This is a genomic window from Enterococcus sp. AZ067, assembly GCF_051715005.1.
GTDB classification, from domain to species: domain Bacteria; phylum Bacillota; class Bacilli; order Lactobacillales; family Enterococcaceae; genus Enterococcus_D; species Enterococcus_D casseliflavus.
The window spans coordinates 2,041,290-2,064,404 of sequence record NZ_JBIOSY010000001.1 but is presented as its reverse complement, the minus strand read 5'-3'; the positions used below and the strand labels follow the sequence as shown (position 1 = coordinate 2,064,404).

Annotated in this window: 28 protein-coding genes; 20 read left to right on the top strand and 8 right to left on the bottom strand. The window is 40.2% G+C overall.

Going from position 1 to position 23,115, the window contains the following annotated elements; all coding sequences use genetic code 11:
* Positions 1–255 precede the first annotated feature (255 nt).
* Both pheS and pheT read left to right on the top strand, forming a co-directional pair.
* Positions 256–1,302, top strand: a complete 1,047-nt coding sequence (pheS, locus tag IGI82_RS09840) for a phenylalanine--tRNA ligase subunit alpha (protein WP_005226191.1) — start codon at positions 256–258, stop codon at positions 1,300–1,302.
* The gene (gene pheT, locus IGI82_RS09835; protein ID WP_438842136.1) at positions 1,303–3,723 is read left to right on the top strand and encodes a phenylalanine--tRNA ligase subunit beta; all 2,421 of its coding nucleotides are present in this window, start codon (positions 1,303–1,305) and stop codon (positions 3,721–3,723) included. It begins immediately after the preceding gene.
* 401 nt (positions 3,724–4,124) lie between these two features.
* Here pheT and trpS read toward each other — a convergent pair whose 3' ends face one another.
* Positions 4,125–5,132, bottom strand: a complete 1,008-nt coding sequence (gene trpS, locus IGI82_RS09830; RefSeq protein ID WP_438842135.1) for a tryptophan--tRNA ligase — start codon at positions 5,130–5,132, stop codon at positions 4,125–4,127.
* A 267-nt stretch (positions 5,133–5,399) separates the two neighbouring features.
* Between trpS and IGI82_RS09825 the strand changes: the two genes are divergently transcribed.
* From IGI82_RS09825 to cbpB, 8 genes are all read left to right on the top strand, one after another.
* Positions 5,400–6,137 (top strand): amino acid ABC transporter ATP-binding protein, encoded by a 738-nt coding sequence (locus IGI82_RS09825; RefSeq protein ID WP_008381909.1) that lies wholly within the window; start codon positions 5,400–5,402, stop codon positions 6,135–6,137.
* 18 nt (positions 6,138–6,155) lie between these two features.
* Positions 6,156–6,965 carry a transporter substrate-binding domain-containing protein gene (locus tag IGI82_RS09820; protein WP_438842134.1) on the top strand — a complete coding sequence of 270 codons (810 nt, stop codon included), beginning with the start codon at positions 6,156–6,158 and terminating at the stop codon, positions 6,963–6,965.
* A gap of 11 nt (positions 6,966–6,976) precedes the next feature.
* Positions 6,977–7,624 (top strand): amino acid ABC transporter permease, encoded by a 648-nt coding sequence (locus tag IGI82_RS09815; protein WP_005226186.1) that lies wholly within the window; start codon positions 6,977–6,979, stop codon positions 7,622–7,624.
* Between the two features lie 17 nt (positions 7,625–7,641).
* Positions 7,642–8,298, top strand: coding sequence for an amino acid ABC transporter permease (locus IGI82_RS09810; RefSeq protein WP_005236107.1), 657 nt, complete (start codon positions 7,642–7,644; stop codon positions 8,296–8,298).
* Positions 8,299–8,529: 231 nt separating this feature from the next.
* Positions 8,530–9,345: a glutamate racemase gene (racE, locus tag IGI82_RS09805; protein WP_438842133.1), complete on the top strand. Its 816-nt coding sequence runs from the start codon at positions 8,530–8,532 to the stop codon at positions 9,343–9,345.
* Complete coding sequence (gene rph, locus IGI82_RS09800) at positions 9,346–10,698, top strand: ribonuclease PH (RefSeq protein WP_087664159.1); 1,353 nt, start codon at positions 9,346–9,348, stop codon at positions 10,696–10,698.
* Entirely contained in the window at positions 10,695–11,207 is a 513-nt protein-coding gene (locus IGI82_RS09795) for a metallophosphoesterase (RefSeq protein WP_005236103.1), read from the top strand. The genes rph and IGI82_RS09795 overlap by 4 nt, the downstream gene beginning before the upstream one ends.
* 109 nt (positions 11,208–11,316) lie before the next feature.
* Entirely contained in the window at positions 11,317–11,820 is a 504-nt protein-coding gene (gene cbpB / locus IGI82_RS09790; RefSeq protein ID WP_005226181.1) for a cyclic-di-AMP-binding protein CbpB, read from the top strand.
* Between the two features lie 34 nt (positions 11,821–11,854).
* Here the strand turns inward: cbpB and IGI82_RS09785 are convergent, their stop codons facing one another.
* Both IGI82_RS09785 and fabI read right to left on the bottom strand, forming a co-directional pair.
* Complete coding sequence (locus tag IGI82_RS09785; protein WP_015509767.1) at positions 11,855–12,772, bottom strand: mechanosensitive ion channel family protein; 918 nt, start codon at positions 12,770–12,772, stop codon at positions 11,855–11,857.
* A gap of 147 nt (positions 12,773–12,919) precedes the next feature.
* The gene (gene fabI, locus IGI82_RS09780) at positions 12,920–13,675 is read right to left on the bottom strand and encodes an enoyl-ACP reductase FabI (RefSeq protein WP_005226179.1); all 756 of its coding nucleotides are present in this window, start codon (positions 13,673–13,675) and stop codon (positions 12,920–12,922) included.
* Positions 13,676–13,881: 206 nt separating this feature from the next.
* On the opposite strand from fabI, the gene fabZ reads away from it, so the two are divergent.
* The gene (fabZ, locus tag IGI82_RS09775; RefSeq protein WP_005226178.1) at positions 13,882–14,322 is read left to right on the top strand and encodes a 3-hydroxyacyl-ACP dehydratase FabZ; all 441 of its coding nucleotides are present in this window, start codon (positions 13,882–13,884) and stop codon (positions 14,320–14,322) included.
* A gap of 128 nt (positions 14,323–14,450) precedes the next feature.
* On the opposite strand, the gene IGI82_RS09770 is transcribed toward fabZ, so the two are convergent.
* From IGI82_RS09770 to IGI82_RS09755, 4 genes are all read right to left on the bottom strand, one after another.
* The gene (locus tag IGI82_RS09770; RefSeq protein WP_438842132.1) at positions 14,451–15,689 is read right to left on the bottom strand and encodes a tyrosine-type recombinase/integrase; all 1,239 of its coding nucleotides are present in this window, start codon (positions 15,687–15,689) and stop codon (positions 14,451–14,453) included.
* A gap of 399 nt (positions 15,690–16,088) precedes the next feature.
* Complete coding sequence (locus IGI82_RS09765; protein ID WP_438842131.1) at positions 16,089–17,441, bottom strand: LPXTG cell wall anchor domain-containing protein; 1,353 nt, start codon at positions 17,439–17,441, stop codon at positions 16,089–16,091.
* Between the two features lie 167 nt (positions 17,442–17,608).
* Positions 17,609–18,361 carry an ImmA/IrrE family metallo-endopeptidase gene (locus IGI82_RS09760; protein WP_438842130.1) on the bottom strand — a complete coding sequence of 251 codons (753 nt, stop codon included), beginning with the start codon at positions 18,359–18,361 and terminating at the stop codon, positions 17,609–17,611.
* A gap of 12 nt (positions 18,362–18,373) precedes the next feature.
* On the bottom strand, positions 18,374–18,730 hold the full coding sequence (locus IGI82_RS09755; RefSeq protein ID WP_016612134.1) for a helix-turn-helix domain-containing protein: 357 nt from the start codon (positions 18,728–18,730) through the stop codon (positions 18,374–18,376).
* Positions 18,731–19,003: 273 nt separating this feature from the next.
* Between IGI82_RS09755 and IGI82_RS09750 the strand changes: the two genes are divergently transcribed.
* The 3 genes from IGI82_RS09750 to IGI82_RS09740 are packed head-to-tail and all read left to right on the top strand — an operon-like array spanning position 19,004 to position 19,703.
* Positions 19,004–19,207: an XRE family transcriptional regulator gene (locus tag IGI82_RS09750; RefSeq protein ID WP_225869283.1), complete on the top strand. Its 204-nt coding sequence runs from the start codon at positions 19,004–19,006 to the stop codon at positions 19,205–19,207.
* 22 nt (positions 19,208–19,229) lie between these two features.
* Positions 19,230–19,478, top strand: a complete 249-nt coding sequence (locus IGI82_RS09745) for a helix-turn-helix domain-containing protein (RefSeq protein WP_231588508.1) — start codon at positions 19,230–19,232, stop codon at positions 19,476–19,478.
* Between the two features lie 18 nt (positions 19,479–19,496).
* The gene (locus IGI82_RS09740; RefSeq protein WP_231588507.1) at positions 19,497–19,703 is read left to right on the top strand and encodes a hypothetical protein; all 207 of its coding nucleotides are present in this window, start codon (positions 19,497–19,499) and stop codon (positions 19,701–19,703) included.
* Between the two features lie 48 nt (positions 19,704–19,751).
* On the opposite strand, the gene IGI82_RS09735 is transcribed toward IGI82_RS09740, so the two are convergent.
* Positions 19,752–20,387, bottom strand: a complete 636-nt coding sequence (locus IGI82_RS09735; RefSeq protein ID WP_438842129.1) for a hypothetical protein — start codon at positions 20,385–20,387, stop codon at positions 19,752–19,754.
* Between the two features lie 104 nt (positions 20,388–20,491).
* Between IGI82_RS09735 and IGI82_RS09730 the strand changes: the two genes are divergently transcribed.
* The 6 genes from IGI82_RS09730 (at position 20,492) to IGI82_RS09705 (ending at position 23,105) form a co-directional block, all read left to right on the top strand.
* Complete coding sequence (locus tag IGI82_RS09730) at positions 20,492–21,226, top strand: phage antirepressor KilAC domain-containing protein (RefSeq protein WP_438842128.1); 735 nt, start codon at positions 20,492–20,494, stop codon at positions 21,224–21,226.
* Positions 21,223–21,417: a hypothetical protein gene (locus tag IGI82_RS09725; protein ID WP_156237271.1), complete on the top strand. Its 195-nt coding sequence runs from the start codon at positions 21,223–21,225 to the stop codon at positions 21,415–21,417. The genes IGI82_RS09730 and IGI82_RS09725 overlap by 4 nt, the downstream gene beginning before the upstream one ends.
* Before the next feature lie 2 nt (positions 21,418–21,419).
* Positions 21,420–21,572 carry a hypothetical protein gene (locus IGI82_RS09720; RefSeq protein WP_164888630.1) on the top strand — a complete coding sequence of 51 codons (153 nt, stop codon included), beginning with the start codon at positions 21,420–21,422 and terminating at the stop codon, positions 21,570–21,572.
* 143 nt (positions 21,573–21,715) lie between these two features.
* Positions 21,716–22,009: a 50S ribosomal protein L29 gene (locus IGI82_RS09715; protein ID WP_128432855.1), complete on the top strand. Its 294-nt coding sequence runs from the start codon at positions 21,716–21,718 to the stop codon at positions 22,007–22,009.
* Between the two features lie 12 nt (positions 22,010–22,021).
* Positions 22,022–22,261, top strand: coding sequence for a hypothetical protein (locus IGI82_RS09710; protein WP_218193436.1), 240 nt, complete (start codon positions 22,022–22,024; stop codon positions 22,259–22,261).
* Between the two features lie 4 nt (positions 22,262–22,265).
* Complete coding sequence (locus tag IGI82_RS09705) at positions 22,266–23,105, top strand: HNH endonuclease signature motif containing protein (protein WP_086372889.1); 840 nt, start codon at positions 22,266–22,268, stop codon at positions 23,103–23,105.
* Positions 23,106–23,115: the final 10 nt, after the last annotated feature.

Sequence of the window (23,115 nt, the reverse complement as noted above, 5' to 3'; positions counted from 1 at the left end):
TCACAGACTGAAAGCAAGTCCTGTATTCGAAAAATGAATTTCACTTCTGGAGCTTGCTGAGAACAATCAGTCGGCAGTGTTGCTGTCGTTAGCCGAAGTGAGTGCGCGGAACTTTCCGCGAATGAGGATGGTAACACGAGACGTCGTTCCTTTTTTAAGGGATGACGTCTTTTTTTGTCTTTTTTATCAAAAGATCGTCACTTTTTCCAGTCAAATCGTTTTTTACACTATTCACTGTATAGAAGGAGGAAACACATGTCTTTACAAGAAAAATTAGAAGCATTGAAGGAAACGACATTGCTTAAAATCAAAGAAAGTCCAACCATGAATGACTTGAATCAGATTCGAGTGGAAGTGCTTGGAAAAAAAGGTCCCATTACTGAAGTTCTACGGGGGATGAAAGATCTTTCTGCGGAAGAACGGCCGAAGGTGGGGAGCTATGCCAACGAGATTCGTGATATCTTGACAGAAGCGATCGAAGAAGCAAAATCGTCTATCGAAGCAGCAAACTTGGAAAAAGCCCTTGCTGAAGAATCCATCGACGTGACTTTGCCTGGTAAAAAGATGGACCGAGGAACACGCCATGTGCTAACGCAAATCATGGAAGAAATCGAAGATATCTTTGTTGGTATGGGCTACCAAGTAGTTGAAGGCTACGAAGTGGAAAAAGATCATTACAACTTCGAACGGATGAATCTGCCAAAAGATCATCCAGCCAGAGACATGCAGGATACTTTTTATATTTCAGAGGAAGTGCTGATTCGGACCCATACGTCACCAGTGCAAGCGCGAACAATGGAGACTCATGATTTTTCTAAAGGGCCGCTGCGGATGATCTCACCAGGGAAAGTTTTCCGTCGTGACACAGATGATGCGACCCATAGCCACCAATTCCATCAAATTGAAGGATTGGTGATCGATAAAAATATTACGATGGGTGACTTAAAAGGAACCTTAGAAGTCATGATGCAAAAAATGTTTGGTGAAGATCGCCAAATTCGCTTGCGACCAAGCTATTTCCCTTTCACAGAACCATCGGTCGAAGTTGATGTCAGCTGCTTCAAGTGCGGTGGTGCGGGTTGTAACGTTTGTAAACAAACTGGCTGGATCGAGATCCTCGGTGCTGGAATGGTGCATCCTAACGTCTTAGAAATGTCAGGGATCGATCCAACCCAATATTCAGGATTTGCTTTTGGTTTAGGTCCTGATCGAGTGGCAATGCTGCGCTACGGCGTAAACGACATTCGCCAATTCTATCAAAATGATGTGCGTTTCATTCGCCAGTTCAAGGGGGAACAATAAATGTTAGTATCGTACAAATGGTTAAATGAATACCTTGATCTGTCTGAGATCACACCAAAAGAGCTGGCGGATAAAATGTCAGTGACTGGGATCGAAGTCGAAGGTATTGACGTGCCTGAAGAGGGTTTAAAAAAAATCGTTGTCGGAGAAGTGACCGACTGCCGACCACATCCAGATTCTGATCATCTATCGATTTGCCAAGTAAATATTGGTGAGGAAGAAGACACGCAAATCGTTTGTGGGGCACCAAATGTCAAAAGCGGCATCAAAGTCATCGTGGCATTACCAGGCTCTCGAATCGCGGGCAATGTAAAAATCAAAAAGGGCAAGATGCGGGGAGAAGTTTCGAACGGCATGATTTGTTCATTGCAAGAACTAGGGTATGCTGATAGTGTAATCCCCAAGGAATACGCAGAAGGAATCTATTATTTACCAGCAGAAGCAGAAGTAGGAACACCGGTTTTTCCTTATCTCGATATGGATGATCATATTATCGAATTATCGATCACTCCGAACCGTGCGGATGCGTTGAGCATGCGGGGGGTTGCTTATGAAGTCGGTGCGATCTATCGGCAAACACCGAAGTTTCCTGAAATTGCGCTTAATGAAAGTGAAGTAGCTGCTGCCGATAAAATTCAGGTGAAGGTCACGGAAGCAACCGATGCACCCGCCTACCAAATTCGAATCATTGATGGTGTAACGATCGCCCCAAGTCCACAATGGCTGCAAAATCGCTTGATGAATGAAGGCATTCGTCCAATCAACAATGTCGTGGACGTGACAAATTATATCTTGCTATTATTTGGCCAACCATTGCATGCTTTTGATTATCAAAAGCTAGACAGCAAGGAGATACTGGTACGTCGCGGCAAAGAAAATGAAAGCCTGGTTACCTTAGATGGAGAAACACGTCAGCTTTCATCAGAAGACATCGTTATCACCAACGGAACGACACCCGTTGCGCTCGCAGGCGTCATGGGAGGGCTTGATTCTGAAATCACGGAAACAACGACCACAGTCGCTTTAGAAGCGGCGCTGTTCGATCCATTAGCGATTCGTTTAACCTCAAAGAAATTCAATTTAAGAAGTGAGTCCTCTGCTCGTTTTGAAAAAGGGATCAACCAAGCAACGGTTGCAAAAGCTTGTGATGCAGCAGCAGCACTGATTGCAGAACTTGCTGGCGGAACGGTCTTAAAAGGGGCAGTAATAGGTTCCCAAGTAGCAGTAGAACCTGTGGAGGTTACAATCACTTTAGCTCGAATCAATAGCTATTTAGGCACAGAAATCACTGATGAAGAAGTGCAAGAAATCTTTGATGCATTGGGCTTTGGTCATCGTCAAGAAGCAGACAGATATATTGTTTCTGTCCCACCTCGTCGTTGGGATATTACGATCGAAGCAGATATCATTGAAGAAGTGGCGCGTATTTACGGTTATGATCGTTTGCCATCGACTTTACCGCAAGGAGAAACGGTTGCCGGTCATCTAACCAAAGCGCAACGTCTGACTAGAGAAGTTCGGACGCTATTGGAAGGCAACGGGGTCAGTGAAGCCATTAGCTATGCTTTGACCACTGAAGAGAAGGCACAACAATTTACGGATAAATCGAGCCAAGTGACTCGATTGGATTGGCCAATGACCGAAGAGCGTGCCGTCTTGCGCTTGAATCTGATTTCAGGCTTGTTAGACGACGTTGCGTACAATTTGGCACGTAAAAACAATCGTGTTGCTTTGTATGAAATTGGTCGCGTCTTCTATCAAACAGGCGACAGTAAGCACGAGCTGCCAACAGAAGTCAATCACTTAGGGCTAGCTTTGACAGGAAATATCCATGAGAAAGACTGGCAAACCCAAGCTCAAAAAGTTGATTTCTTCCATTTGAAAGGCATTTTAGAAAATCTATTTGATTCGTTGGCATTAACCGACCGTATTCGTTATCAAAAAACGGCAGCTATCAAAGAGATGCATCCTGGCCGTACGGCAATGATCCTGCTAGATGACCAAGAAATCGGCTTCTTGGGACAAGTCCACCCATCGATCGCCAAAGATTATGAAGTGAGTGAAACCTATGTTGCTGAATTGAACTTAGATCAACTGTTAGCAGCAAAAACAGAACAATTGGTCTATCAACCAGTTTCTAAGTTCCCATCAGTAACGCGGGATATGGCACTCTTGCTTGATGAAACGATCGATAACCAGTCCGTGATGGAGATCATTCGCGAAAGTGCAGGTCGCTTCTTAAGTGCGATTCGTTTATTCGATGTTTATCAAGGGAAAAACATCGAAGCAGGCAAAAAATCATTAGGGTACAGCCTTACCTTTAGCAATCCAGAAGCTACCCTGACGGATGAAGAGATCAATCAAGCAATAACGAAAATTACTCGTAACTTAGAAGAAAACGTTCAAGCAGAAATCCGCTAATCAAATAAGTAGAAAAACGTTCTCCACCATACAAAGAAGTTGGGTGGGGAACGTTTTCTACTATTATAATAGATGCTCAGATGACACAAGAATGTGAGGAGTTGAGTGAAAGCTGTAAAAGATTTCTCTATAGAAGGCAATCCAGCTTTTTTGGTACAACTTTTTTTAAACACTGGCAAGGTTGAAAAAAGGATTTTCTAATCCGCATTTTATGAGGTTATTTTTTAGGACAGCTCTCTTGGTTTTTGTGCAAGAAACAGCATCAAATCAAATTACACAAAGTGTCAGTCTGGGGAGGAAGGGTTCTCGTGAAATCTGACACAGAGTTGACACATAGGTTTTGTATGAAAGAATTCATTCCGATTTGTAAACAAAAAAACAAGCCGTAAAGGCTTGTTTTTTTAGGCGAAGTAATTGATGCCCATTGCATTTTTGACTTCAGCTAACGTTTGGGCGGCAACTTGTTCTGCTTTTTCACTACCAATTTTTAATAAGTTCATCACTTCACCGGGATCTTTTGCAAAAGCTTCACGGCGTTCACGAATCGGTGCAAATTCGGCTTCTAGAACATCGATCAAATAGCGTTTGATTTTGACATCGCCTAATCCACCACGGGTGTAATGTTCTTTTAATTCAGCAATTTTTTCTTTTTCAGTGCCAAATACATCAAGATACGTAAAGACCATATTGCCTTCAACTTGTCCAGGATCGTTGACATGAATGTGATTTGGGTCCGTATACATGCTCATCACTTTCTTTTGTAATACATCGGCTGGATCAGCTAAGTAAATACCATTGTTCAGTGATTTGCTCATTTTCCCGTTCCCATCGATCCCCGCTAAACGTCCCATGCCTTTTGGCGGTAAAACCGCTTTTGGTTCGACTAATACTTCACTATACGTAGAATTAAAACTATGCACGATTTCTTGCGTTTGTTCCAGCATTGGTTTTTGATCTTCTCCAACGGGGACTAAATTTGCTTTAAAAGCGGTGATATCCGCTGCTTGAGAGACAGGATAGATGAAGAACCCTGAAGGGACGCCTTCGCCAAATTTTTTTTGTTCAATTTCGGCTTTAACGGTTGGATTTCGTCGTACTCGAGCAACACTGACTAAATTGAGATAATACATCGTCAATTCAGAGAGCTGAGGGATTTGCGATTGAATAAACATCGTTGTTTTTTCTGGATCCAATCCAACGGCTAAATAATCCAAAGCAACTTCTAGAATATTCGCTGAGACCTTCTCAGGTGTTTTCGCGTTATCTGTTAGTGCCTGCATGTCAGCGACCATAATATAAAGCTGATTTTCAGGGTCAGCTTGCATTTCGACCCGTTTTTTTAAAGACCCCACATAATGGCCAAGATGCAATTTGCCAGTTGGGCGGTCGCCAGTTAAAATCGTATTCACTTTTTTTCCACCTTTTCCTTTGTTATATGGTTTATCTTACCTTTTTTTAGCAAAAGAAACAACCGGTTCTCCTTGTGATCTGATGGGGTGAGAAAAATTTTCATGGACAAAAACCTCACATCAAAGTAAAATAGCACTTGTCTTTTCAGAAATAAGGGGGGAACATTGGAAAAGCACCTTTACAAATGAAAAAAGATTGAGCTATAATATGAATCAAATCTTTCCAATTACTCATTTAATTTTAAAAAAAGCTAGGAGTGTGAATCAATGGCAATGATCGAATTTAAGAACGTAGAGAAATATTACGGAAAGTTCCATGCATTAAAAAACATCAACCTTGAATTTGAAAAAGGTGAGGTCGTTGTTGTTATCGGACCTTCAGGATCTGGTAAAAGTACAATGCTCCGTACGATTAATGGTCTAGAAACCATTTCAGGTGGTCAATTATTGGTCAATGGCAAGAACTTGTTTGACAAAGATGTCAAAATGACAGAAATTAGAAAAAACATCGGCATGGTGTTTCAACATTTCAATTTGTATCCAAATAAAACCGTGTTAGAAAACATTACGTTGGCACCGATCAAAGTATTAAAACAAAATGAGCAAGAAGCCATCAATTTGGCGGAAAAGCTTCTTGATCGGGTAGGGATGTTAGATAAAAAAGATTCCTATCCTTCCATGTTATCTGGCGGACAACAGCAGCGGGTCGCAATTGCCAGAGGGCTTGCGATGAAACCAGAGATGCTGCTTTTTGATGAGCCAACGTCTGCATTGGATCCAGAAATGATTGGTGATGTCTTGGATGTCATGAAAAAAATTGCCAGTGAAGGCATGTCCATGATCGTTGTTACCCATGAAATGAGCTTTGCCCGTGAAGTAGCAGATCGAATCGTCTTTATGGCGGAAGGACAGGTCTTAGAAGACCGACGCGATGTCGATGGATTCTTTGATGCACCAAGAGACGAACGTGCAAAACAATTCTTGAGCAAAGTCACAAATCATTAAGCCATAGGAGGAGCCCTTATGAGAAAGAAAATCTTTTCCTTTCTAGTCTTAGCCTTTGCCCTTGTGACTTTCTCAGGTTGTAAAGGACAAAGTGCCGCAGAGATCGATATTTTAGAAAACAGCAAAGAGACGAATCAGATCGTTTGGGGTGTAAAAAACGATACCCGTCTTTTTGGATTAATGGATATCGCGACCAGAGAAGTACGAGGATTCGATATTGATATCGCTCGTGCAATCACTGAGAAAATTTTAGGTCGTGATGGCAATGCCATCTTTGTTGAAGTTACCTCAAAAACTCGGATTCCTCTTTTGAAAAACGGCAACATCGATGCAATCATCGCCACGATGACTATCACGGAAGAACGTAAAAAACAGGTCGATTTTTCCGAGGTCTACTTTGATGCAGGCCAATCTTTATTAGTGGCAAAAGATAGTCCAATCCAAGGGATAGAAGATTTGACCGCAGATACCACTGTATTGGTCGTGAAAGGCTCTACTTCAGCTGTGAACATCCGTGAAGCAGCACCAGAAGCGCAAATTTTAGAACTTGAGAATTATGCGGAAGCCTTTACCGCTTTACAATCTGGTCAAGGGGATGCTATGACCACGGATAATGCGATCTTATTAGGGATGGCGAGTGAAAATCCCAATTACCATTTAGTTGGCGAAACTTTTACAGAAGAACCTTATGGGATTGCCATCAATAAAGGACAAAAGCCGTTTCTTGATGCAGTGAATCAAGCCTTGCGGGAAATGCGTGAAGATGGAACCTATGATGAGATTTACAACAAGTGGTTCCCTGAAGACGAATCAGGAAAAGTAGAGTAGGAGGAAACTGAATGGTTGAATTATTTCAAACGTATACCGGTCAGTTTATTGAAGGCTTTAAATACACAGTCATGGCGAGTTTGATCGCACTGTTTTTTAGTCTTTTGATCGGAACCTTAATGGCAATTTTTCAGTTGTCAGACAATCGCCTCATCAAAGGGATTGCCAAAGCGTATGTTGAGTTTTTTAGAAATATTCCCTTATTGATCATCGTGATGTTCTTTTATGTCGTTGTGCCAATGTATTGGGTTTCTTTTGACGGCTTTCAAGCGGGAACGATTGGCTTAACGATCTATACATCGGCATTTATCGCTGAGACGATCCGATCAGGGATTCAAACGGTTCCTAAAGGCCAGATGGAAGCTTCCTTGTCTTCTGGTTTTACGTACAGCCAAGCGATGCGCTACATTATTTTGCCTCAAGCATTTAAGATCGTCGTACCGCCGTTAGGCAATCAATTTATCAATCTTGTCAAAAATTCATCAATTTTGGCGATGGTCGCAGGATTAGATATTATGTATCAAGGGGATTTGATCGCAAGTGAGACCTTCAATACATTCGATACGTATATCATTGTTGGTCTTTTCTATTTGATCATTACCCTACCATTGTCTTATTTGATGGTTTACTTGGAACGGCGTTGGGCTGTCCGCTCATAGAAAGGAGCTAACGAACTATGGATTTTTTTGAAGCTTTTTCAGCGATTAACATTCGCTTCTTGATCGATGGCTTGCGGGTAACAGTTGAAGTGTCGATCCTATCGATTTTATTTAGCTTTATTATCGGAGGGATCGCCGGCATTTTGCGCTTCAGCTCGATCCCGGTCTTTTCGAAAGTATTAGGTGTCGTGATCGATGTTATTCGTAACTTGCCTTTGCTCTTGATCATCTTTTTCACTTACTTTGCATTGCCGCAGATCGGTATCCGCTTTAATATTTTTTGGTCAGCGGTTGTGGCGTTGACGATTTTTGAATCAGCGATGCTCTCTGAAATTTTTCGTGCTGGTTTGAATGCTGTGCCAAAAGGGCAGATGGAAGCTGGTTTGTCAACAGGGCTAAGCTATGTCGAAGTATTGCGGAGTATCGTCGTGCCACAGGCATTTAAAGCGATGTTGCCAGCGATCGTCAGTCAGTTGATCTCTTTGATCAAAGATACGTCATTAGCCGTGATTATTTCTTTACCAGAGCTGACTCATCATGCTCGAATCATTTATGGTCAAAATACAAACTATGTTTTGCCTATGTTTTTGGCAATGACTGTTTTATACTTTTTGGTTTGTTATGCCTTGTCATTGCTTTCTGGCTTTTTGGAAAAACGTCAGTACGATTACTAAAAAGAATAATCGACAAAATCATCCCCACGATCGGTCTTTTACCCATGCAAGTGCAACTTGTGGGTTGTGAGCCAATCGTTGGGGCTTTTTTTCTTTTTGACCGTTTCGTGTTTTTTGGGAAAGCTTTTTTAGCAAACGAAAGGAATACTTGAAAAATAGACAAAAAAAGTCCAAAATGAATAAGAGAGAAAAACGCACCAAACTCTTTTTTTCATGTAAAGGATGGAAACTATGACAAACAACAGACCAATTGGTTTTATCGATTCTGGTGTTGGTGGGTTGACGGTCGTCAAAGAAGCAATCAAGCAATTACCCAACGAATCGATTCTTTATCTGGGAGATACAGCCAGATGCCCGTATGGTCCGAGACCTGCTGAGCAAGTCATCGCGTATACGTGGCAAATGACCCGTTTTTTATTAGAAAAAAACATTAAAATGTTGGTGATCGCTTGTAATACAGCGACAGCGGTCGCCCTTGAAGAAATCAAAGAACAACTAACGATCCCAGTGATCGGCGTGATCCTGCCCGGTAGTCGAGCAGCAGTCAAAGCAAGCAAAAACCAGCGAATCGGTGTCATCGGAACAAATGGAACGATCAAAAGCGACTCTTACAAGCGCGCGCTTCATGGCAAAGCGCCCCATGCGTCAGTCGTCAGTTTGGCTTGCCCAAAGTTTGTGCCGATCGTAGAAAGCAAACAATACCATAGCTCGGTCGCCAAGAAAATCGTGGCAGAAACGTTGCGTCCATTGAAAAACAAGCGGTTAGATACAGTGATTCTGGGCTGTACTCATTATCCTTTATTGCGCCCTTTGATCCAAAATGAATTAGGCGCCCATATCCAGCTGATTGATTCAGGGGCAGAAACGGTGGGGGAAGTCAGTACCTTGTTGGACTATTTTTCCATTGCAGCAACGAGTCAGGACGATCCGCATCCGCAACATGCATTTTTTACTACTGGTTCACCGAAAATATTTGATGAGATTGCCAATGATTGGCTTGATTTAGACACGATCTCATCGATTCACACTGATTTAGGAGGCTTTTAAATGCGACATGATGGCAGAAAAGAAACAATGTTAAGACCAGTCAACATTCAAACCAACGTCTACAAACACCCCGAAGGATCGGTTGTGATCTCTTTTGGTGACACAACCGTGATTTGTTCGGCAACGATTGAAGATCGGGTCCCTCCGTTTTTACGAGATACGGGAAAAGGCTGGGTCACAGCCGAATACAGTATGCTCCCACGAGCGACCAACACTCGGAATCGTCGAGAAAGTGCCAAAGGCAAGCTTTCTGGTCGTACGATGGAGATCCAACGGCTGATCGCTCGTTCCTTACGAGCCGTAGTCGATTTAGAAAAATTAGGGGAACGTAGTATCGTCGTCGATTGTGATGTCGTCCAAGCGGATGGCGGTACCAGAACAGCCAGTATTACCGGCGCTTTTGTCGCGTTGCGTTTAGCTATCGATACCTTGTTGCGTGACAAAGCATTGACGGAAGATCCAATCAAGGAGCATTTGGCAGCAATTAGTGTCGGGATCTTACCAGATGGTACCTGTGTGACTGATCTCGATTATCAAGAAGATTCTTCAGCTGCTGTTGACATGAATTTGGTGATGACGGAATCTGGTCGATTTGTCGAATTGCAAGGAACTGGGGAAGAAGCGACCTTTGATGGTCAGCAGTTGAATGAGATGCTGATCTACGGGAAAACGGCTATCGAAGAATTGATCGCCTATCAAAAAGAGGCACTGTTTTTACCAGATGAACCCCCTTATGAGATTCCCGAAAAAACGATTGTCATTGCTACAGGCAATCCAGGAAAAGCCAAGGAGTTTAAAGCCGTATTTGGCGCAGCAGGTTACGATGTCCGCACCTTAAAAGACTATCCTTCCTTGCCGGATGTTGAAGAAACCGGCACCACCTTTGAAGAAAATGCCCGCCTTAAAGCGGAAACCATCGCCAGAATTTTGGGAAGACCGGTGTTAGCTGATGACTCAGGACTGAAAGTCGATGCATTAGGGGGGCGACCAGGGGTGTACTCTGCTCGATTTGCTGGTGAGCAAAAAAGTGACGCTGCCAATAATGCAAAATTACTTTACGAATTGACGGATGTCGAAGATGACAAGCGCAGTGCTCAATTTCACTGTACGTTAGTTTTCGCAGCGCCAGGAAAAGATAGTTTGGTGGTTGAAGCTCAATGGCCGGGAAGAATCGGCCGTATCCCCCGTGGAGAAAATGGGTTCGGTTACGATCCATTGTTTATTCCTGATGGTTCAGAGCAAAGCGCAGCCCAAATGAGTCAAGAAGAAAAGAACCGAGTGAGCCACCGTGGTCTAGCAATCAAAAAGCTGCAGGAACAGTGGCAGGAGTGGTTAGAAGGAGAAAATGCATGAAATATTTAGTTGTCAGTGACAATCATTCAGATCGTGAGATTCTTGTTGATCTTAAAAATGAATTCGAAAATCAAGTCGATTTATTCCTGCACTGTGGGGACTCCGAACTACCTGACACAGACCCTTTGTGGGATACTTTTCAAGTCGTTTGCGGCAATTGCGATTATGGCGGTGGTTTTCCCAATGAGCGTATCATCAAAACGCCGCTGGACACCATCTATATGACTCATGGCCACTTAGCAGATGTCCGTTTTGGTGTAACGAAATTAGGGCTGCAAGCGCAACAAGCAGATGCCTCGATCGCTTTGTTTGGTCATACGCATCAAATTGCTTGTGAGAAAGTCGGGAATCGACTTTTCTTGAATCCCGGCAGTATTTCCCAACCGCGAGGGCAAATTCAAATCAAAAGTTTTGCGATTATTGAAAGTACGCCAGAACAATGGGCAATCCAATACTATGATCGTTCCTTTCATAAAGTCCCAGAGCTAGCTTTCGTTTTCACACGTTAAGTAAGCGGAATCAAAAAGTAAAAATTTCATTATAATTTTGCAGGTTTCTACTTTCTATTCTCATTTTCAAGTAAAATAGAAGAGTAGCTGTGAAATGGAGGCAATTAGATTGATAGGACAGACCGTAGAAAAAATATTACTCGAGAATCAAGAAAATTTCTTGGTGCCGGCAGAGAATGTGGCATCGGTATTTTATAACCACCCTTTGAGTCACGCATTGCTTGTTTTATCAAAAGTGGGCTATTCAAAGATCCCAGTACTAGATAGTGAGGACCATTTAGTCGGCTTAATCAGCCTCTCAAACATCGTAGAACGAATGATGGATCTCACTGGCTTCAGTATGGAAAATATTGAAGGGCTGACTGTGGCAGATGTCATGGAAGTCAATGTGAATTGCATCAAAGAAAACGATGAGTTGGAAAGTATGCTGCATCTGTTAGTGGATCAAGCATTCTTGCCGATCGTTGATGATGACAATGTCTTTGTTGGGATTATCACCCGCAAAGAGATTTTAAAATCCGTCAATCATTTGGCGCATGAAATCGAAAGACGCTATTTGCTGATTTCGAAAGAAGATGCCCCAAAGATGACAGATGAACTGCATGTGGTATAGAAAAAAGGTTATCCCAGTTTCGGGATAACCTTTTTTAAATACCGACGATCGGCGCATTGGGGATCGTATAGCCTTTGGCAGTTAAAGCATCGATCGATGCGGCCAAAAATTCCTCTTTGATTTTCCATTGCGTACCGTTGGTCACATACATGGTCGTACGAATTGCAAAGTTGTTGTTCCCTAGATCCACCAGACCGAAGACCGTAGGGGCCGTTTGAATCTCTTCTTCGTGCTGCTGAGCAATCTGTTCATTGACTTCTTCAATGATGGCACGTATTTCATCTAAGCCTTCAGATGGTAAGATACGTACGTCTACCACGACTTGCATATTGGCTCTGGATGTATTACTGATGGTCGTGATGTTACGATTTGGGATATAATGAACGGTTCCGTCAACGGATTTTAATTGAACAGTCCGAATACCGACGGCCGTCACCGTACCTTCAAGCGTCAGATTGGTCAAGCGGACGTAATCACCAACGTTGATTTGTTGTTCGGTAATAATAAAGAAGCCAGTAATCAAGTCATTCATAAAGCCTTGGGCACCGAGACCGAGGGCGACACCGACGACTCCGGCACCGGCTAGTAGCGAGCCTACAGGTACGCCGATGGTTGAAAGGAGTGCATAGACAAAAAAGAAGCCTAATGTGTAATGAACCGTATTGCGGATCAGGGTATGGATCGTGTTGATTCGACTCACATTGAAGGTGGCTTTTTTTTCATAGGACCGATAGATCCGGTCAATGATCATGTTGCTTATTTTTAATAAAATTCCAAATAAGATACACAAAAAAAGCAGCATTAGTGCTTTTTGGATCAGTAGGCCAATGATCGATTCCCAGTCGATCGATGCCCACCATTTTTGTAATGCATTGAGCTGAGCAGCTGCTGGTTCGGTAATGCTGGAACCACTTGAATCGGTCGTGCTAGCTGCAAGTAGCAGTTGTTTCATAAAATCCCTCCAAGTCTTACTGCATCTATTTTAACGAAGATAAAATAGAAATGCAAAGGAGGTTTTCTGAAATACCTGTTTTTTTCAGAAAAAGCCTGCTTAGCCAACGGGTAGGCAAATAGCAGACTTTTCTATGACAATTATTGTTTAAGATAAATGAACGCCTTTATCAACGAAAATCACTTCGCCGATAATCCCGCTTGATAATGGACTGATCAAGAAGGCACAAGTATTGCCCACTTCTTCAATCGTCACACCAATATGATCAGGTGTTCGATCTTCTGACAATTGGATCAGTTTTTGATAGTCTTTTACACCAGTTACTGCCAGCGTCTTGATGGCACCAGCTGAAATCGCATTGACGCGGATTTTTTGCGGTGAAAGTTCGGCAGCTAAATAGCGAACGCTTGATTCTAAAGCGGCTTTTGCAATCCCCATCATATTGTAGTTCGGTACTGCCCGTTCGGCACCTAAGTAGGAAAGGGTAACGATTCCAGCATTTTCAGCTAAGATTGGTTTGGCATATTTGGTGACGGCAATCAATGAATAACTGCTGATGTCTTGCGCCAAAGCATAACCGTCACGAGAAATATTCAAAATATCGCCAGATAGATCTTCTTTATTGGCATAAGCAACGGCATGGACAACACCGTGGATCTCACCTGCATATTCTTTGATCGTTTCAAAGGCGGAAGCAATGCTTTCGTCATTGGCGACGTCACATTCCACTACAAATTCATCAGATTCCAATAAGCGCTCTAAAGGCTTTTTCATGCGGTCGTTTTGATACGTGTAGATCACTTCGGCTCCTTGTGCTTTTAATGCTTGTGCACAGCCCCAAGCGATACTGCGTTTGTTAGCAACGCCCATGACGACAACTTTTTTACCAGTTAAAAAACTCATAATTCCACTCCTTAATAAATTCAACAATAATAAAATACGTATAATGACAAATAGTAAATCAAACTATCTTGATTTCTAATTATTAAGCATAATTGTTTGATTGTCAAACTATTTTTTTCTTAATAAATATTTAGTTGCGAATTTCGCTGAACTATGATACTTTGATAATCAAACTATAATAAATTCTTAAGCAAGGAAGGGAAACCATGAAAAAACTATTGACTGAAACAGAAGTCATGGATTTGATTCCAAATCGCTACCCAATTATATATATTGATTACGTCGATGAAATCGAGTCTGGCAAAAAGATTATCGCAACGAAAAATGTCACCATCAACGAAGACTTTTTCCAAGGACATTTCCCAGGAAATCCAGTAATGCCAGGTGCCTTGATTTTAGAAACATTGGCACAAGCAGGATCGATCCTGATCTTGAAATCCGAGGAATTCCAAGGTAGAACGGCGTATATCGGCGGCATCAACAAAGCCAAATTCCGTCAAAAAGTTGTTCCGGGAGATACCATGAAACTTGTTTTCGAGATCACTAAAATCAAAGGCTCTGTAGGAACTGCTGATGCGGTCGCTACAGTGGACGGCAAAAAAGCTGCGGAATGCGAATTCACCTTTATCGTTGGCGACCAAAAGTAAAAAGCGATTTAATTTGTTTGTTCATCGATAGCCAAGAATGCTATTTTATAAGCATTCTTGGCTATTTGGTGATTGCGACAACGATAAATGTACAAGTGGATGGTGATTGTTATGGTGATTGGTAGAGGTTAGTTTACTAAAGTGTTTTGTTTAGATATTAGATATGTTTCGAGCTTATCTACAGCTCGCTCTTTTACTTCTGGGGTTATATGAGCGTATATGCGGGTAGTTTTGGCGTCTGTGTGTCCTAGAAGCTCTCCTATATCATCAAGGCTAACACCAGCTTCTCTGAGCCTCACAGCATAGGTATGTCGACCGTCGTGTACTTTTATTTTAGGGAGATCTTGTGATTCAATTATTCTGTTCATAGCTGGATTTATCGCTTGCCCACGGAATGGCGTACCGATTTCATTGTTATAAGCGGTTTTGAGAAATATAAACTGGTTTTCACCGGTATACGGCAAGTGACCAAAGATTCCTATTACATAATTTCGATAGGAGAGGAGAGCTTGCTTCATTCTATTAGTCATAGGAAGATCACGTATACTTGAAATAGTTTTGGGATCATCCACGACGTAGGTCCATTTCTTTTTGCTTTCGGCTGCAAAAACTCGGGTACGTCGTATATGCATAATGTTTTTGTTAAAGTCGATATCTTTCCATTCCAAGCCTAACGTTTCGCCTTTTCTTAATCCTTGATCGAATATAGTTAGAAAAATGGGATACCAAGCAGGGTCTTTCTGATTCCGTGCTTCTTCCAAAAATACTTCTGTTTCCTGGTAGGTGAAATAATGTAGGGTATCATCTTGTCTCTTTTTGGGAAAAGAAATTCCTCTTGCAGGATTTCTTCTCAAAATTCCCAATGCTACAGCTGTGTTGAAAGCACTTGAAACTAAGTCATGAACTTTTTTAGCAGAACCTAGAGCTAAACCCTTTTTCTGTTTTCCTATGTTTTTATCAGACAAAAGAGAATTAATAAATTTTTGATGCTCCCTTGTACTGTAATCGCATAGCATGTAATTCCCGATATGCGGAATGATATAAATGTCGATAGTTTGTTTATAATTGATCTGAGCACCTAACTTTAGATCAGGTTTATATACTTCTAACCATTCATTTAGATAATCTTTGATCTTTACTCTTTGGGGATTAACGTGGAGGTGGTCTTCGTTAGCAAATTCTCCCTCTGTTGCCTTCTTCCATTTTTTAGCCTCTGCATAAGTAGAAAATCCTTTTTTATGTTTTTTGGATTGTTTTCCTGTGCCCTTATTGGTTCCGTTGAATGCATATGCTTCGTACTTTAGTTTCCCATTTTTGAGATAGTAGGGATAAATTCCATCACCTGTTGAATTTTTCTTCTTCTCCATTAAATCATTCCTTCCTTATTTATTATCTGGGACGATATAAGTAACATTTTGAGGGGATGACCAAATTTTGTACCCATAAGTTTTAATTAGCTCTTGATAAACTAACTCGGAATTGAGTATGCCCTCAAGTAATGTCCCAGTTATTTTCTTTTTGAATATTTTATCAGATACAGAGTAATAGAAGGGGGTATTTGCATCTGCTTTATCAATTTGTTGGACAAATAAATACCTGTTATTGATCAGGAAATCTTTAATTGTGCCTTAAGGCGAAATCTTAATAAGGGTTCTCAACAGTTGATTCTTTTTGTAATCTGTTATGTCTTGTATGTTCATAAGCAGTATCCCCTTCTTCGAATGTATGTTCGGTGTTGTTTGAAAAGAAAAGCCCGAAGGCTAATCTTATCTTTTAAGTTTCTTTTTCTTGGACAAGATATATGCGCCAGTAACAAAAATACCTAGACCGATTACAGAAATAGTTGCCGAATGTTGGGAACCTGTAGCAGGCAACTTAGATTGTTTTGAACTATTTCTAGTCTGCCTGTTTTTGTCTCTCTTGTTCGATCCATTATTTGATCCGTCACCTGATTTGTTATTATCATCTTTCTTAGGATCATCATTTGGATTACCATCAGAGTCATCATCATTTTTGCTGTCATCAGGTTTATTTGTATCATCTGGATTTGTTTCGGTTTGACCGGTGACTAATATCTCTGCATCAACTTGTATGAATCGTCCGTTTTCTTCTCCAAAATCATAACTTACTTCAACAGTATACTTTCCAGGTAGACTTCGATTGATTGAAGAAACTAATCCATTTTCGCTATCAGGAGTTAATCCTTTAGAAATTGCATCTTTTTCAGTATAGACTGCAATGTCATCAACTCTGCTTGTTTTTAACAGTTCGTCTAGATCAAAATGATAATTTTTATTATCCTTAGGAACGTAAACCATATTGGATTTGATGCTGAACTTTAAATCTTTTTTATCCCCATCAAACTCAACAAGTTCGTGTAATTCCTTCATGGAAATTGTTGAGTTAGGTTTTACAGAGAAATTGTTCCTTTGGTTATTAAATTTTAGATTTGGTAGTTTTTCAGGTTCAACTACTATAGGAGGCCCAGGTTCTGGTTCAGGATCAATTATCATAGGAGGTTCCGGTTCAACTGGTGGCTCAGGTTCAGGATCAATCACAGGTGGCTCAGGTTCCGGTTCTGTAGGTGGATCAATCGGAGGTTCAGGAGTCCAACGACTTTCAACTTGGATGTAAGATTCAGCGGAACCGTGTTGATTGGATGCAATTACTCGGTAATATGTTCCTCCACCATGAGTTAAGTTAATCTGATTAATAAAAGGTGTACTTCCTTCTGCAGCTACATATCCTAGTCGAATAGCGTATTCCTCATCGAAACTAACTAGGTTGTCAAAGTTTGTTTTTTCAAGAACTCTATTTAAATCGTGATAATAAAAAGTTTCTTCACCTTGAATAATGTAAACGATAGTAGATTCTATTGTAATATCTAGCTCATTTTTATCACCAGCGTAGTCTACATAATCAAGAATATCACTTTTTGTTAAAATACCATCATTTTCTTGCCATACTCGAATCCAGCTCTCACTGAATTCAGGAATTGGCTGGTAAACCTCTTCGCTTCCTACCTGATCATCAAGAAACAGTACTTCAGATGCACTGACAAAAGCTGGTGGGGGAAGCATAAGCATTGCTGAGAAAAATAGCGCTGTAATCTTTTTCATTTTGTTAAAATCCTCCTATTTACAAGTCTTTCATTAAACGTACTAAAATTGTGAAATATCTTCAAAAAACTTCCTTTTTTCCCCCCTTTCTGCTAAAATCTTATTTGTAAGGTTAAAAAAATTTCCTCCATGAAGTGTGCAGCTTCTGTGGGGGATTTTTGCGTTTGTCAATAGTAGTTTTTACTCACAGCCATTAGTGACTGCAGGTGTGTTATGCCGTTATTACCATATACTTCATCTTTATACGGCATTAAATAGTTAAAGAATGCTACTTTCGGATTTAAACCAACGTCATAAACTAGAAAATTATTTATTCTGTTATGTAAGGCTTTACGACTAATACAGTGTTTAACTAAAATTCGATCAAATGACAAACCTTCATCTAGGTACTCAACTAATTTTTCATTGTTTAAATAAAGAATCGATGCAATTACGTTTGCCTCATCTTCAAAGGGGAGTATCTCATCTGGATAAAAACCGTCTACATCCACAGAGGCAAAGATCTGCATATAGTCTCTATCTGAGCAATGAAAGTATATATGAACTAGTTCATGTAAAAGAGTAAAAATCATCCTTTGTTTGCTATTATACTTGCGAAGAAATAATTTAAATTGTGAGCCCGAAGCACTAGAGACAGTAAAGCCTGATACTCTCTTACTAAAGGCTTGGGATACTACAATTACTTCAGGATGGATGAAATCGTGTTTAGGATTAGTAGTGCAGGGCTTATTATCAAAATAAACCACTTCAATATCAAACTTGTTACTAAAATAATCTATGATTTTCAAATAAGTAATTTCAGAAATGGGCATTTGTGCCCAATCCGAAATACTATTAAGTAAATCATATGCCTTTGCAGAATATAGGTGGTAATCCGGTTGCTCAATTTCTCTATATTCGTAAGTTTCCTGATTGTACATAGGCAGCAGTCCTTACTTCTTTTTTTTATCTCGTTCAAATAGATCTCTTGCGACTGACATCAGCTTATCTAATGATTCATTAAATTCCTTTTTTTCCTCTGAATCCATATCTGCAGTATTTTTACGGAACATCACAATCAATTCATCCTCTTCAGGAGCTAATTCGACTTTGTGTGATGTATCACCACCGAGTAAGTAATCAGTTGTAACTCCAAGATAGTCAGCGACTCTTTTTAATTTGTCAGCAGAAGGCACACTTGTTTTCCAGCCGTAAAGTGAATTTATGCTTAAGTTTGTTCGCTCTGCCAATGTTTGTAAAGTAATTCCTCTTCTTTTACATAGTTCTTTTATTCTGTCAAATAACTCCATATAAAAGCACACTCCCAATATACTTCGAGTTATTTTTACGAAATATAACCAAAATAAATTGACAAATTAAGTATATTCCGTTATAGTTATCTCGTAAGCAAGAATATTTACAAAATAAGTTACCAAACAACGCACATTATAAACCGCTCCCCAGCAAGTATTAATGTATTGTAAGGTTTATTTCGTATACCCTATTTTTACAAAATTTGACTAATTTGTCAATAAGATTTGTAAATAATCTTGCCAAAAACTATAAGTGAGGTGAAGCAAGTGATGAAAACTAACGGAAGAGTAGGGGATGAAGTAATGACATTGAAAAAAGATGTTGATGTTTTTCTTGCATTAAAAAGTAAGCCACGCTCGTGGCTAGCAAACAAGCTAGAAATTAACGAAGGATATCTTTCTCGTATCTTAAATGGTCGAGACGAGCCAAAGCATCAAATTGAAAGAATCAAAAAATTCATCGAAAAAAATTAATAATTCGGGAGGAGGAGAGAATTTGGGTGTACAAGTGTCCAAGGCAAAACCTATCCATATGCTGAAAGCTCAGCCAGAGCCGAAAAGAAACAAAAATAAAATTGACTGGAAAAAAGCTAAATTTGTTGCTGAATACTTTGGTGTTAGCTTGTCAACTGTTTCTAGATGGACAAATCGTCTAGATGATCCTTTGCCGAGTAGACGTTTATCTGGTGTGCTGCAATATGATTTTGAAAAGATCCAGGAATGGGAAGAAAGAAATTCTAATTGATCAGATTAGGAGGATATGATGTCCTACACACCTAAACAAGAAATATTAATTCGTGAATTGGCCACAGAAAAAATTCAAGATCTTCAACACCTGCTTCATGATAAAAAGGGATCTTTAAGCAATCGACAACGTGAAGCTAGTAACCGAGATTTAAGGGGATTCCAGGAATTACTTTACCAAAATAGAATCACTCGCCAGACAAAAATAGGGAACACCTTCTGGTAAGAAAAAAATCCAAGCTATATGAATAACGAGGAGTAGAAAAGTATATTTTCACTTATTCTTGATGAAATTCAAAAGGCAACCCAAAAGTAAGACCAAACCAATCATGTTAGTTGTATCAATTCCAATAGTTGAGCTGATAATTTCGCCTATTATGGCTCCTATGATAGCAGAAGCAATTTGTTCTAACCCCCACATTTTATCTTCGTAGAAAGCAGGTGAACTATGTTTTTCGTCAGATGGTTTTTCGGGTATATCCTGTGCCTTGGATTCATTTATTTCTTTAATAATGTCCGTATGTTCACGCAAGATTTTCCGATGTTGCTCCAAAATTTCAAAAAATTGGGACTCAAATTCATTTGTTGGTGGCGACGTTTCTTTAAAAAGTAAACTTTGTATCACATTTTCTGGATTGGTCTTCAGCTCATTATTAATTCCTTGACTAGCCACACCTATGCGAAAGTCTTTTTCGCTAAGTAATTCTATGTCTTTAAGGGCCGCGACAATCATGCTAGCACTTGACTTATAGCTAATTTCATCATAAGGAAAAGTTGCTTCTTGAACATGTTTTACTAGATGAGCAACTACTTGGGTTGGAGATAATATTTGTGCATTGCTTTTCTGTTTGAAAATCTCAGCTGAAGATTTTTCGCCAGATTCAAGAATATTTCTATCATATTTATTCACGAAATTTCTCCTTTGGTATATTTCAGCATTGGAGAGCTGATAATTAAATTGTAGCAAAATTAAGACATTTTTATAAGAAAAATAAGAAGAAAGGAATTAGAAGCATGGACCAATCACAAATTTTTAACTTTGAACAAAATGAAGTTCGAACATTTCTGGAAAATGACATTCCGTATTTTGTAGCCAATGATGTTGCCAAAACTTTGGGATACAGGAATCCAAGCGACGCAACTAACAAACATTGCAAAAAAGCCATAAAAACATGGGGTAGCGATTCGCTAGGTCGTCGCCAATCTTTCAAGATTATTCCGGAGTCAGATGTTTATCGTCTCATTATCAAATCAAACTTACCGAGTGCTGAAATATTCGAAGCCTGGGTTATGGAAGAAGTCTTGCCGCAAATCAGAAAGACAGGGAGCTATACAAACGTTCCTCGCACGTTTTCTGAAGCATTGAGGCTGGCGGCAGATACAGAAGAAGAGCGTGCAAGGATGGAACAACAGATCAAAATAGACGCGCCTTATACTATGTTTGGAAAAACTGTCTCAAACTCAGATGGAGCCATCTCGATAGGTGAATTTTGTAAGATTGTTTATGAGAAGCACGGAATCAATATTGGGAGAAATAAAATGTTTGCTTGGCTCCGTAAAAATGGGTATTTGATCTCGTTTGGCCGAGAAAAAAATAATCCAAAACAAAAATATATTGAACAGGGGCTATTTATTTGTAATCCAGTAATTGTCGCAAGAACACAAGGGAACATACAGGAAGCGACCACATTAATCACGGGAAAGGGCCAGGTATATTTTTTAGAAAAATTACAGGAGGATTCAGAATGAGAAAATCAACGAAAGACACAATCGGTGTTTGGCTGTTATTGCTAATTGTTGTCACTGTCAGCGCTATCCACGCAGCTCTTGGAGTTGCATTGATAACGGCTTGGGCTACTATCGATCTTGCTTGGTATGCAGGAATTGCTGAAGGGAAAAAGCGCTCTGCGAATGTAATTAAATTCAAGGAGGGTGAATAAAGGTGTCGGAGACAGAAGTGCGTAATTTCGATTGGATTGGCGCAAATAAGTGGTGGCAAGAAAACAAACCGTTGATCCGCTCGCGTCAACATATTGAACGGATGAAAGAATCAATGGTAATGAATCAGAAGGAGGAACAAGTACGTGCGATTTGATGAAAAACTTTACACTTACTCCTGCAAACCTTGTAGCAGAACGGTGCGTCTGAATGCAACTGAGCTAGAAAGATGCAAGCCTTGGAAGGGACCATATTGCTCGAAATGTGGCCAAAAACTGAAACAAACGAAGGGAGATAGCCATGGCGACAACTAGAAAAAGATTAACAGAATTTGGTTTTGAGGAAGTCAAAAAGACACAAAACTATCGACTTTTGCAACTTGTTATCAGCGAAACTGGCGATCGTTTCCGGACAGTGCTTCATTGGTATTCCGATACACCAAAAAAGGTGTACATCAATATGTACAAAACATCAGGTACGATAACTATTACTGAGGATGACGTGCTGGGAAATCACAATAAACTGTACAGTGGTGTTTTGAAAAACTGGAACAGATTTAAAGAAATATTTCCAGAAATCAAAAGTGCAATTTAAGGAGGAGATAATATGCCGAACAATACGCTAAACGATTTGAACAATTTTCTTTTTGGTCAACTGGAAAGATTGGATAACCCAGAAATGACACAAGAAGAATTAGAAGCAGAAATCAAGCGATCAGAGGCTATGACAGACGTTGCTGAACAAGTGATCAAAAATGCCAATACGGTTCTTGCAGCAGAAAAAATGTACTCAGGAAAAGACGGTTGGGTCGATCCAAAACGAAGACCAAAAATGATTGAAGGATGATTTTATGCCTAAAAAAATATACACCAAAGAAATGATCGATTATCTAAAAGAAATCACGCCGGGCCGATTCACTGAGGAAGTCACTGAGATGTTCAATCAAAAATTTAATATGCAACTGACTGAAAATAAAATAAAGAGCCTTCGAAGTAATTATAAGATCCGAAGTGGGATTCCCGCATCACTTAGAGGTGTGAAGGCGAATCAAGGGAAAAGGATTTTTTCTGATGAGCAAGAGCGATTTATCAGAAAAAATGTACAAGGAAAAAGCAATAAAGATCTAGCCGAGTTAATCAATCATACGTTTGGGCTCCAAATAACGATTGCCCAAATCAAAGGATGGAAGGCAAATCATAAGTTAAGTAGTGGATTAACAGGCTATTTTGAAAGAGGACATGTGCCTATAAATAAGGGAACCAAAGGAATGTTCAATGTTGGAGGTAATAAGACATCATTCAAGAAAGGGCAGCCTGCCCGAAATCATAAGCCAGTAGGCACCGAACGTATCGATCGTGATGGCTATGTGATAGTAAAAGTGCAAGACGATGGCCCATGGCATAAACGCTGGCGCCCCAAACATAAATTGGAATGGGAAAAAGTGCATGGGAAAATCCCTCCGGGCTTTGTACTGATTTTTCTTGATGGCAACAAGCAAAACATTACCATGGAGAATTTGAAGTTAGTCACACAAGCTCAAAACTTACAGTTGAACCGAAAACAGTGGCGCTCTGAAATTTCAGAAGCGACGTTGGCAGGTGTAAATCTAACACAGATCCAAGCCAAAGTAACAAAACACAAAAAAGGGCCTACACCAGTTCCCGCTAGTGTAAGCCAAAACAAAAAATAAAGAATTACTC